Annotated in this window: 5 protein-coding genes; 3 read left to right on the forward strand and 2 right to left on the reverse strand. The window is 57.6% G+C overall.

Going from position 1 to position 12,897, the window contains the following annotated elements:
• Positions 1-9: 9 nt before the first annotated feature.
• Together R8871_RS03880 and R8871_RS03885 are read right to left on the reverse strand one after the other, a co-directional pair.
• On the reverse strand, positions 10-4,719 hold the full coding sequence (locus tag R8871_RS03880; RefSeq protein WP_217468878.1) for a DUF3320 domain-containing protein: 4,710 nt from the start codon (positions 4,717-4,719) through the stop codon (positions 10-12).
• Between the two features lie 439 nt (positions 4,720-5,158).
• Entirely contained in the window at positions 5,159-7,039 is a 1,881-nt protein-coding gene (locus R8871_RS03885) for an ATP-dependent nuclease (RefSeq protein ID WP_175049129.1), read from the reverse strand.
• Between the two features lie 1,743 nt (positions 7,040-8,782).
• Between R8871_RS03885 and R8871_RS03890 the strand changes: the two genes are divergently transcribed.
• The 3 genes from R8871_RS03890 to R8871_RS03900 all read left to right on the forward strand — a co-directional run bounded on the left by R8871_RS03890 (position 8,783) and on the right by R8871_RS03900 (position 12,366).
• Positions 8,783-9,256 (forward strand): hypothetical protein, encoded by a 474-nt coding sequence (locus tag R8871_RS03890; protein WP_246287355.1) that lies wholly within the window; start codon positions 8,783-8,785, stop codon positions 9,254-9,256.
• Between the two features lie 410 nt (positions 9,257-9,666).
• Positions 9,667-11,406, forward strand: a complete 1,740-nt coding sequence (locus R8871_RS03895; RefSeq protein ID WP_175049130.1) for a hybrid sensor histidine kinase/response regulator — start codon at positions 9,667-9,669, stop codon at positions 11,404-11,406.
• Between the two features lie 207 nt (positions 11,407-11,613).
• The gene (locus tag R8871_RS03900; RefSeq protein WP_175049131.1) at positions 11,614-12,366 is read left to right on the forward strand and encodes a response regulator; all 753 of its coding nucleotides are present in this window, start codon (positions 11,614-11,616) and stop codon (positions 12,364-12,366) included.
• Positions 12,367-12,897 lie beyond the last annotated feature (531 nt).

Here is a 12,897-nt window from a genome sequence, read left to right on the forward strand (position 1 = left end):
CGTCAAATCCTAATCAATTTCAGACAGCCCGGCCGCGAGGCGCGTCTGCAAGTCAGAGCCCACGCGACGGAAACCGAGCAGCCTTGCTGCTGTACGAATCAGATCTGCGTCGGCGCCGCCTGCGTTGTCGTCCCGAGCAATCCTCAGTGCAGCCTTGATCTCGAGCATCGAGATATTGGTCGCCTTGAGGGTCGCTCCACTCTCGGTCGATCGGTCCCTGACCGGTGGTACAAGGGAGCGCTCCCGTGTAAACCAGAAATCTTCATCAGAGAGAAGATCTCGGTCGCTTAACTGAGCCTGAATCAACGCCGAACGTGTTGCCGTCAGAATGCGAGATCCCGCCTTCTCTTTACCGAAGCATGTCGCGACGCGTCGAGCAGCCTCCTCAATATTGATAGGCCCCTCGGCTGCCACAATGCGCTTGGCGAGATCGGCCAGCACCGAGACGGCGACCTCATGCGGCTCCTGTCGGAAGCTCACCGGAAAATGTGCCCGTTGATAAACGGGCATCTGCCTCGCCACAGGTTCGAGAACCTCAAACAAGGCAGCAGACGCGTCAACGGCCACGTTCGAAATCGGCCGTGCCCGGTTCGCGCCTTCAATGTTGACGCCAGCTTCGGCGGCTTCACGTGCAGCGTTAAGGGCAATTCTCAACCGCTCGATCTCCGCTCGACGATTGTAGAACCAGTCTGTACTCCAGATGCGATGGAAGCGCCACCCAAGATGCTCGAGTACGTCCTGCCGCAGGCGATCCCGCTCGCGGGCCCACAGCGCGCTGTGATAGGACGCTCCATCGCACTCGACTGCCAGAATGTACGTACCCGGACGATCCGGATGCCGAATACCCATATCGATCCGAAAGCCCGCTGATCCGACCTGCGGATCGGCCAGATAGCCGAAGCTGCGAATGACGTCAGCGACATCCTCCTCGAACGGCGAGTCGGCCGTCTCGCCGGTCAGCTTTGTGTCGTCTATGTTGCCGTTTTTTGCGAACTCCAAAAAGCGCTTCAGGATGCGCGCTCCTTCGCGGCTTACTCGGCTAGGGTCGATATCGCCTGGATCGAAGGAGGCGAACACTTCGCAGCGCACGCGCGCCCGAGTGAAGAGCACATTGAGACGACGCTCGCCCCCCTCCATGTTCACCGGTCCAAACGTCATGCTGGCAAGTCTGCCACCCGGGGTCGCCGGACCGTAGCAGACGCTAACCAAGATTACATCGCGCTCGTCACCCTGCACGTTTTCGATGTTTTTGACGAATAAATCCTCGGCTTGCCCTTCGCGAAGAAACGCATCGAGAGTCGCGTCGCCGCGGCGCGCGAGCTCCAAAAGCTCGGTAATCAGGTTCTTTTGAGTCGACGAGAACGTGACTATGCCAAGCGACAGCTCGGGATGCATGCGGGCATGCTCGGCCACGCGGCCAACGATTGCTTCCCCCTCTTTCCGGTTGTCGCGCTTGCCGCCTTTGTCGTAGACACCATCGACGCGAGTGAAGCAAAGGCCGAAGGCAGGATCATTCTGCAACGGTGATGGCGGCAGAATGAGGCCGTCATCGTAGAACTCCCTGTTCGACATCCGGATGAGCGAGGGATCTCGCGAACGATAGTGCCACCGAAGCATCCTCGAACCAAGGCCGCGAGCCTCGCAGAGGCTGAGGATGCTCTCCATCGAGCCGAGCTTGGCAGCGCCGCCCAGTAGATCCTCCTCCCCTTCCTCGTCTGCGTCGTCTATGGCCTCGTCGTCGAGAAGACGGTCGAAGAAGGACGACGGCGGCAATTGTTTCTGGTCGCCGACCACGACGATCTGGTTAGCGCGAGCAATGGCGCCCAGCGCATCCTCAGGGCGGACCTGTGACGCCTCGTCGATGACAAGCAGATCAAAGGTCAGTGCCCCAGGCGGAAGGTACTGGGCAACGGAGATCGGACTCATGAGCAGGACGGGCTTGATCCGCTGCACGGCTGTGCCGGCGTTCGAGAACAGCTTGCGCACTGCAATGTGCCCCCTCTTCTTACCTATCTCGCCGCGGATCACCTTCATTTCGCCCATGGCACCCTGCGGAACCTGTGCCAAGTGTCCGGCCAGGATGCTCGTCACATTTTCCGACAGGCGCTTCCGTTCCAGCAAAGCGAACGTCTCGACAAGCTCGTGACGCTTCTCAAGACCGATGTCACGAAGCACCGGAGACGAATCAAGCGCTACGCGCCAAAGGCGCTCGGCGCGCGCGAAGCGCAATTCGACCGTCGCTGCTGCTTCGTCAAATTCGCCAGCTCGCATTCTGTCCGCAAGATCTGCAACACCGGTGGACACTAACCGATCGTGCAGGCGCGTTAGATTCGTCCAAGCCGCGTAGCGGTCGGTAGACGATGCCATCGCTCCTAGGCGCGCCGCCACCGCGCCGAGGTCAGCCTTTTCAAGGCCGAATTCACCAAAGACGTTTGGATCAAGTTTCAGAACGCGCACGACCTCGTCCACGCCGCGGCGAGTCGTCGGTGCTGCTTCGCGCAGCACCCGTTGCATCTTTACAACCAGGTCCGGCTGCTGAGCAAGCGCCAACAGGGAGTCATGCGAACAATTCAGCTCAGCGCTGCCTACGCGCTCGCACCAGGCTGCAATCGCGAGGAGCCTCCCTAAATCAGTTGTCTCACCATGCCAGACGTCTCCCAGGACGCGAATACAATAATCTTTGTCGTCCTCCCAGCGCGCCTTACGGGATCCGACACCATCGAGGTGGTCCACCAGTTCGACTCGCCTGTCTGCCGTCTTTGGTAAAGCACCACGTAAGAGGCCCGCGAGTTCACGAGACGCAGCGCGATAGGCGCCACCCAACCTTGCGAAGAAGGAGCGCGTGCCAGCTACCAGCGGTCCACGCAACGCAGTCGTCGGCGTAGTGAATGCCGTCTCTACGAATGTTTGCTCGGCTGCGTCTTTGGCAGACCGCCACGCAGCGCCAGCCTCAATGGATTTCTTAAGTCTCGGTAAGTCGGACACAGAAAGAAACAACAGGGCTGTGTCGGCAGCTCCTCCCGGTAACCCGTCCAGACGGTTAAGGAGATCAGCAACGCCTGCCGCCGACTCGATCGAGATGGGGATGGTGGTGTTCAATGTCTCCGCAGAACTGCGCACTGCCTCTTCCAGCGCTATCACGGCAAAATGCGCAGTCTCAAGAAGCCCGGCCAGACGGGTCAGATCGAGCGGCTGGAGATCAAGGTTTTGGGTTCCCGCGAACGGATGCAGGTCTGCGTCACCTTCCTCCTGAAGCAACTTGCCGTAGCGAGTAATGGTTTCACGAAGTTGCCTTTCTTGTTCCCGTGTCATCTGCGCGAGACCGTCGCCAGTGATGGTAGGAGCCGGAGCGCTCGCCCCGATATAACGCACCTGCAGACCCAGCGCAGAAAAGGCGGTCTCCCCTGTGGTTCCAATCGGACGGTGCAGAACGTCGGCAAACATGTTCAGCTTGTCGCGAGCCTCCGTGAGGGCGATCGGCGCGTCTGGCAAAGCAGGAGTCGCCGCGGCAGCTCCAATGGTGCGGGCGAGTTCCGCGAGCACCGCCTTCTTGTTTGCGCTCCTAGAGTGGAGCTCTAGGCAGACGTCCCGAAGACCAACCTTCACGAGACGGTCATGCACAACGGAGAGAGCCGCCATCTTCTCTGCGATGAAGAGGACCCGCTTTCCCTCCTTGGCTGCAGCCGCAATGATGTTGGTGATAGTTTGCGACTTGCCCGTCCCCGGGGGGCCTTGGACGACTAAATTGCGGCCCGATCTTACTTCCTCGATAACGCGTGCTTGCGAGGCGTCAGCATCGACGACATGAAACAGCTTTTCGGGTGGAAGCACCTCGTCGAGCCTATCGTCCGGACCAAAAAGCGGATCCTCCGATTCGAAACCTTCGAACAGTAGCCCTCGTGTCAAATCGTGTTCGGCGATTGCCCCGTCAGGCCACGCGTCAATAGCGAGGTCGCGGTACATGAGGAGCTTGGAGAATGAAAAGAAACCGAGCTGCATGCCATCATGGTCGACCTTCCAGTTAATCCGGGCAGCAACGATCTCCACAATCTGCCTGAAGTAGGTCGAAGGTTTCCACTCGTCGTCGACCTCGATGTCGGGCAATTCGATACCGAAATCGTCTTTCAATCGCTGTTGAAGCGGCAAGTTAGTAAGGATGTCTTCGTCTCTGATCCGAAGGTCGTAAGTCGACGTACGGTGGTTGCGGATAAGTTCAACCGGCAGCAGCACCAAGGGCGCCTCGCGCGCCACCGCCGAAGATTTGTCCTCAAACCATGTTAGAAAGCCCAGCGCAAGATAGAGAATGTTAACGCCCGACTCCTCCTCGGCGGTTTGCGCTTCGCGCGCGACCTTGAGAAGTCTCTTCTGTAGGGCATCCGGGCCCATACGGGTCTCAAGTTGCGAATCCGTATAGCGATCGGGTTCGAAGTCCTCAGTGGCAGCATCAGCTAAATGAATCCCGTCGCTGGAATCGTCACGGTCATGTCCAATGGCCAAAAAGCGCATAGCCTTTCGCCCCGAAAGGATCGCATGAACATCGTCTGACCGCTCATTGACGATGTTCACGACGTTCCCCCGAGTGTTCGCACGGTTGACGTGTACGAGGCGATTGCGCGTGCCCGTTTCGACCAGCCGCTTACGCGTGTCGTTAAACAGGCGGATCAAAGCCATTCGATCTGATTTATCTGTTGACGGCTCATCGATTTCCACGTTTGCCACGTATCTGCCCCTTTCCGCCGGTTTCCCTGGCACTCGTTTTTGACGGTTTCGCAACTGTTGTCTTTGTATTTCCCCGCCGATTCGAGTGTTTTTCTTTGGCGGAAAATAGACATCAATTCGTTTTATGCGCGATAAATTTACCGGAAATTTTGAGGGCGCCTGCCCACGCAGTTTGATTTTTTTGACATACCACTGAACTATCGGATGATCGGGTCATTTTCTTTAGCCCCTCCCAAGAATACGTCGCTGGTTCCTCGTCGATCAAGCAATGAGTACCTTGACGGGCTTGCATCACCGACCGAAACCTCCGGCGATGGTTCACGAAGGACTGACCCTCGGCCCAAACTGTCGTTGACACGACCATGGACGAACGGCGGCTACCCGGCCTCGTCGATCTCAAATGCCCTCCCACAATACGGACAGATGATTCCATGCATGTCTACTTGCCCTCCACCTTGGCCAGAACCTTCATGAGCATCTCTGGCACCACGCCGTCGGCCTCAAGTGTTGCCGTCCGATAGGCAAGTTGATTTTTTGCGAGACTGATACCTGCGGCAGCCTCGGCGTTTTTGCAGGCCGCAATCCATTCGGCCCAGTTCGCCAACAGGAATGATTCGAGGTGGTCCCCAAAAATCGCTACCTCATCAGCAACGATCGCAGGGGGGAAATCCTCTTCAGTCCGCCCGAAATACTTCAGCACCGCGCGATTCCCTGCCACATGGGATTTCCGCTCCGCATCGATCTTATCCTGTGTCTTCCCATTGGCTCTCGCGCGCGCTTCAAACCCGCTATCTGCATCGAAGAGGGCGTACACCGGGATGCCAATTGACGTCAGGATCGCGTGTGCGAGTGGAATGGATGTCTTGCCGCCTACGGGGACTATGGAGACGCCAACGGCTTCAAGCGAGCCCAGAAAAGTTCTATCGGAAATACCGTAGAACACTGACGACTCTGTCGTGCCTTCCACGATGAAAGCGCGATGCGCGAAGAGTGCCACGGCAAGTTGATTCGTCACGAGGCCATCAAGCTGGCGGTCAACCGTCTCGGCGCTAAGTACACCGTTCAGCTTGATCTTCACGTCAGCAACCGTAGCGAGGTGGACCGTGACCACGGGAGTCTCGTCAGACGACCTCGTCAGCCGCCTGACCTGATCAAAATGTCGCGCCTCAAGAAAGTAAGGACTGTGCGTCGCATAGGTCACCTGGATGCGTTTACTGGTGTCCTCGGCAAGGGATCTGAGCACCTTTGCGAAGGTCTGGGCCTGGATCGGGTGCTGATAGAGCTCCGGCTCCTCAATCGCGAGGCAGATAACACCCTCTGCCGACGCAGCTCCTGACTGCGCCAGGAGCTGGAGCGCAGAGATCAGAAGCGTGCGCTGAAAGCCATGTCCCTGTCGCTCAACAGCAGTCTCGGTTTTGCCGTCAAGCACTGCCACCTCGAATATGGTTCGAGGCGCCTTGAGCTCAACCTCTGCGGGAGAAACCGTGACTGCCCGACCAGGCGAGTAAGACGTGACGACCTCGTTGAGCTGCGTCGTTATGGTCTCGAGCTGCGCCTTGAACTTCTCCTCGTAGACGCTCTGCTGCTTAGCGCGCGACTCCTCGACAATCTTTGTGATCGCCTCATCGGCGGCAGCACGATCGACTGAACGCTCAAGGATTCGGCCAATGATGCTCGATTTTCCGTCGACAGACTCCTCGCTCGCCCGAAGGTCGGCCGTGACTAAGACGAAGTCGAAAAGTCCGCTCATCTTGCCGCCGCTGTTGAAGCCGAAGAAGTTGGTCTGCAGCGCTTCAGGGGCGTCGACGAGCAGGTCAGTGTGGGAAGACTCCCAAGTCGTCATCGCCTGGTCAACGGCTGCACCTGTATTGGCTACTGGGAGGCCTAGATCCGCACGGCTGCTGCGGAGACTGGCGTACAGATCCTTCTTCGCCGCCGCACTGCCGGCTGCTTTGATCGCATTAAATTCCGGGAAGCCCTTTGCATTTGCCGAAAGCACCTCAGTGCCGTCGGCCGCCCAGCGCTTCCATGCCGTGAAGGTTTTGACTCCTGCCGGAGCGTACTTGCCAAGTGCTTCGTGATCCCTGGCGGTGAGGTCGGTGAAGGTCACCTGAACCTCGACGTTCTCGGTAGTCACCCCAAAGGAGCAGTCCTTCTCCGTCAGCGAACCGGGTTTGCCGTTAAAGTACCAGTCGAGCGCTCGAAGTACAGTTGACTTGCCCGCACCGTTCGGTCCGATAAATGTCGTGACCGCATCGAAAGGGATCGTCACGTCTTTCAATGTACGGAAGTTTTTTATGCGAACCGATTGAATCTTCATAGCGGATCCCAGCTTCTTGTGTTTTTTTTGCCGAAGGCAAAGTTACGGACGCCGGCTCACTACCCAGAGAAGCAGTCTATCGCCGGCTCGTTTCTGAGCGCGTCGCTACGTAGAGACCCGCGACAGTCCGGTTTTATAACGCAGCGGAAGCCGATAATGCGGCCCCCGAGGTCTAGTCAACGATGGCTACGCGCGAATCCCAAGAGCTATGCCTTCCGGACGGGATGGGACGGCGTCCGGGAAATGTTTGAGCGAGGATCGTAAGCTGGGACATCTGGTTGAGGTCGAAACGTCGCCAGTCGGGGAGTCCACCGTTGCTACTTTGTCCCCCCGTCTGATAGCCGAGAATTTGCCAAGCTCCATTTGTAACGCCATATACATGGGGTTCAACAATGCGCGGGAGACCGTGGTAATAAAACTCTATCAACTGTTTATTCGCGATAGCCTCTAGTATTAGTTCTTCCACCTGGCCCTCGTTTTTGTTTTTTCGGCAAGTCCGCATGACGTCGAGAAAACCAGTCGGCGTCGCAGAGGCAACACTTGCCACAAAATCAACCGTATGTTCAATGTAGGCGGTAAACGTTGCCGAATCCAGAGCGAATTGTGCCGATCGGGAGAGTAAAACGGTAATCCACTTATACGTTTCAACTCCGCCATTCGAGTCTTGCGGTTTCAAGGGCAGAAATGGGTTGCACTGAGCAGGTCCCGACTGGCGGGGTCCAGCTAGGAACCCTTTTTCATAGTCGGTTGGCGAACGTCTTCTGATGAGCGCAGCGTCGCCATTTGGCGAAGCAGCGACAACCGACGTTGTGTCGCCCGAGCCGGCTTCAACTTCAAGTGTCGCCGATATTTTTAATGACCGATTTTGGGTTAATCGGACCCGACCTTAAAGGCCACCAACTGATGTTTGCACAGATATCAGTGTCACTGCGGGATTGGAACGTTCTCCCGGCGCTCCACGGCGGCTTCGTGCGTTCCTTTCAATTCTTCTTTGATAGCGTACACATCAACCCGACGGAGGAAAATAGCACGACACATCCCCAGAAATGGTTGGTTTGGCGCCAGATAGCGTTCGCGGATATATGCGAGCGCGGTAATGACGTCAGACCTTAACTGACGAGAGGCCAAGTTAGTACGAAACTTGAATAGAGCGTTTTCAAGATCGATGATGGCTCGCAGGAAGTGTCTACTATGCGCCTTTCCACGTTCGACGAGGGCTAGGCGGAGCAGCCCATAATTAACGTTTGATGGACACTCGTCCCATGTCGCTGCGTCGGCCGCCGATCAACTTGGCCGAAATCGCTCAGCTCTCGTGAAACTCGAAATGTTCTCGCGAATCGTCCCGACATGGATCGAGCAGGTAACCGAGCGCCCTCTGCGGCCTCCGAAGTCGCAGCAACCCGCCAATCTCCGTCGAAGCCTTATCCAATCAGCCAAACGCAAACACTTAGCCTGCCTGGTTGAACGCTACGCCGCTGCCTTGATTTATAATCACCAAGCCATCGGGAAACACCCGGCGGCCAGGAATGGAAGCCTGTATGTAATGCCCGCACACTCGCCCAGGCGAGTGTGCGTCTACCTTTGCACGTCTGTTGTATTCAATGGGCGGGCTGTGGTGGGGGAGCCGCAAGGCTCGCCGGCTTGGCGTTACACCGGTCTTCCAAACCCGCCACGTGCCCGCTCACCCACTTCCCCAAGCAAGCGAGTGTCGGGCGATCCAAGAAGCACCAGGGAGGTCGCACCATGAGCAGCAAACCTACAAAAAAATCTCAACCCGCTTCACGCCCGCCTGTCGACGCGCTCCAGTACGAAAAGCTTGCGCTCTCCACCTTCGATCTATGCAACCGGCAGTTGAGCCAACTCAACACATTGATCACACTTGCGTCCTCAATATGTAGGAATCCTGCCATCACAAGTGACGAAAGACGACGTCAGCAGACCATGCTTGAATTGCTTGTCGACACCGCAGAGCAATATCAGCGAGAGCTCGAATGTGACCGTGAGCTATACCAGGTGATCGCGCTCGATGCGAAGGGCATCCCTCAAAGCCGCATCACCGCGAGCCGTGCAGCACGCCTTCTCGCAGAAGCATCACAAATCGCGGCAACGGAAACACCAGCAGCCACAAAGCCAGGTCCGAGCAAACAAACGTCAGCCAAACCCGCGACAAACGAAGAAGCAGACGCGACCCAGCAGCCGGCTCCCACCCAGCACTAACCATCGAGAACGTGAGCAACTTCAGTCGCTCAGATTTGTAGGATGCCTGCCCTCAATCACAAACATGGACATGCGCCACCAGCACACGTGGGCAGGCGTCGTACAAACCCAAACACTTCCAACCGTTCTCCATCGAACGAATCCCGAAAGATGTAGCCGCCCCTGATCCGCCAGCCGCATCCAAACCGCTACATTTGTGTGTATAACTTTGAACCGCGCCCTGCTATCCTGTTCGAATTCCACGCTGCCCCATCCGCAGGCGGCGAATTTCCTGATCGAGCGTCGTCATGAGATCGTCAGGCCTCAGGGTGCGCAGGTTCAGCTCGGCGGCTCAGGAGCGCGCGTTCCGGTGGGACTACGCGCGCCGCTTCTCCGGACAACGCAGACTCGCCATCGCAATCTTCACCGCATTGTGGATCGTATTTTCCATCCGCGACTTCCCCCGGTTAAACGTACTCGATCCCGCCCATCTGCACCACAACGAGCTCATTCTCCTGCGAGTCGCCGCAGCGATCGGAATGGCGATTCCCGTGCTGTTCTGGACCCCGCGCGCACTCGATGAACGTTGGGCCGTCGGGCTTCTCAGTGTCTGGACGATCAGTTGCTGGTTCGCCACCCTGAGAATGCTGCAGTTCTATCCGGGCGACCTTGGCTGGCGGGAAGTCTATCCGGTGCTGATGCTTTGTCTTTTCGTGATATTCATGGCCTTTCGGCTTCGGGTCATCACGGCGGCCTGGCTAATCGGGGTATGCGTCGTCAGCTATCTGATCATGCTTTATTTCAAACCCGTCGGCGGCAGCGTCGAACTGCGCATGGAGTCGGTGGCTGCGCACGCCACGATGGTGCCGTTGATGTCTGTCGTGGGCGTGCTGCTCAGCATCCCGCTGGAACGTGCCGCGAGGCGCGAATTCATGTACCGGCGCACCTTGCGCGCGGCCAAGGCTCGCGTCGAAGCGGCGTCGCGCGCGGTCAACGAGCAGAACAGACGCATGCAAGAACTCGTCAAGGAGAAAGAGAGATTCTTTTCATCGGCGTATCACGACATCCAGCAGCCTCTCGCCGCAATCAACCTTTTCATCCGAAGCGCCCGGACGAGGATCAGGGACGGATACGCCGTGGATCGCGAGCTCGATGTCATCGAGGAAACCGCGTCCGATATCCTCGACATGTTCAAGGACATTCAGGACTACAGTGAGCTGGGTTCATATGTTCCCCATGTCGTCTCGGTCGATACCCACGGCCTGTTGACCGAGGTCTTCGAGCAATACCGGGAAACGGCCCGATTGCGTGGCATCGATCTAAGAATCGCGGAGCGGCGAAGATACCCGCCGTCCATCGAAACCGACCGATCGCTCTTCAAGCGGTCCGTGTCGAATCTCGTATCGAACGCTATCAAGAACACGTCATCGGGTGGCGTTGTGCTTGGCTGGGTGCAACTGAATGAACGGCTGCGCGTCGATGTATGGGATACCGGCATCGGCATTGCGCCCGCCCATCGGGACGCGATCTTCTCCGAGTACTATCAGATCAACAATCCGGGGCGCGACCGTTCGAAAGGTCTGGGACTGGGGCTGTCGATTGTGCATCGTGCGATCCATATTCTGCCGGAGCACAGCATGAGTTTCGCCTCCGTGGAAGGGCGCGGATCGCGCTTTTCCCTTTACGCGACGGTTTCGGCCTCAACACCAGCCGTTGGAGCACGTGCTCAGAATGGCGACGTCTACACGCCCGATCTCACTGGCACGTTCATGCTCCTGTGCGACGATGAACCCACAGTCCTCGAAGGCCTGAGGCGTCTTTTCTCAAACGCGGGCGCGCTCGTGTATGCCGCCGAGTCGATGGCTGGATTCGAAGCCATCCTTGCCGATGACAGCCGCATTCCCGATCTCATCGTCGCCGATATCCGTCTGCGCGACGGAGCCACCGGCAAGGAGGTCGCTGATCAGATCAGGCGTCATTTCGCATGGGCAGGCGTTATTCCCGTCGCATTTATCACCGGCGAGCTGCTGTCCGATCACGTGCTTCGCGACTTCCCCAAACCGTTCGTGCTATTGCGCAAGTCCTCCGCCCCCAAAGACCTGCTGGCTGAGATCAGCCGGTATGTGACCGCTCAGCGGAAAATGAAATTCGATCTCGCGAACGATCAGTAACTGAAAGCGTCCCGAGCGCGGTGGTTCTTTGGGTACGCTTGATTCGTCTAATGATGGGTGAAAACCGCCACTTTTCAGGCGACGCCATATAGACCAGCCGCCACTGTGTACTATCAGACCAGAAGACATCGGACGATCACTACCCGTTTAGCCATCTTCCGATGTGTAATCGCAACTCGGCTCGAAGCAGTTCCAGGAGACGATGGAATGCGCGTACTGATCGTCGACGACCATGAGCTCTTCAGAGCCGGATTGGCGCTTCTACTAACGGAGCTCTTTCCGAACATCGAGTTGCTGCACGCGAGCACGTTGTCGCAGGGGATGAATCATGCGCTTGTCGAACTCCTGAACATCGTTTTTCTCGATCTTGACCTGCCCGATGGCAACGGTTGCAACGCGCTTGCCGAATTGAAGGAGTCGCGACCGTCGTTACCGGTGATCGTGATATCGGCCGATGAGCGGGTGGAGACCATCAGTCGATGCATCCAGCTTCGCGCCATGGGATACGTGCCCAAATCGTCGCCGCCCGAAGCGCTTCGCGCGGCGATAAGCGCGGTGCTTGCCGGAGGCGTGTTTCTGCCAGCCTCCAGCATCGCCCGCCTCAGTCGTGATATGGACACCACTGACAAGGTTCCGGCAAATCGACCCGACGATAGACAGGCGCGCGCTAAATCGGAAACGAGCAATGCATCCGAACTGGGACTCACACCGAGAGAATTCGAAACGTTAGCGTTGTTGGTGCGCGGACTTCCGTCCAAGGCGATTGCCCTGAGAATGGGGCTCGAGGACATTACGGTACGGAAATACATCAGTCACCTGCTTGCACATTTCAATCTGCGGCGCCGTACGGAACTCATCGTCATGCTGGCGGATAAAGGAATCAAGCTCGGCGTCCCGCCGGTCACCGATCCGGCGCTTGACCGAAACCTGCCGGCTGCTGGCGGGCACCCAACCGACTGACTTCAGGCAGCGTCGGGAGGCGAGCTTCCGACGCGTCACTGGAATCAGACGATCGCATTGCCTACATCTTTCGCCGACGTTTGCTGTCCACCACCTACGCATGTGCGTTGCGACGGCGCTTCCCCTGACCAAAAATGAATATGGCAGCAACGCTGAGGGTGCATTCGTCGAGTGCACCCGGGGCGGTTGGTCGTCGTGATGATCTGAACCGGCCTTGGCTCGTGCGAAACGCGAATAACGAATCGCATGAATGGAAAACTCAACGTGGATAAAGGAACCAACATGAAATCACCTCTTATAGTCGCATCCGCTGTCACGCTGTTTGTTGTGGCCGGTGTTGCGCATTCGCAAGGCACACCGCAAACCTCTCAACCCGCCCCGCAAGAAAACGCCGCAACACAGGCCTCTGACCCGAGCGCGGGGATGGAAGCATATGGCGGTACGCCCGACACGCGGGTACAAGGCGGTACAAAAAATGTCAGGCCGTGCCGGATGGATCCACAATGCAACGTTTTCTTCGGAGGGAGCTAA

Source organism: Paraburkholderia sediminicola (assembly GCF_902859805.1).
Taxonomy (GTDB): Bacteria; Pseudomonadota; Gammaproteobacteria; order Burkholderiales; family Burkholderiaceae; genus Paraburkholderia; species Paraburkholderia sediminicola.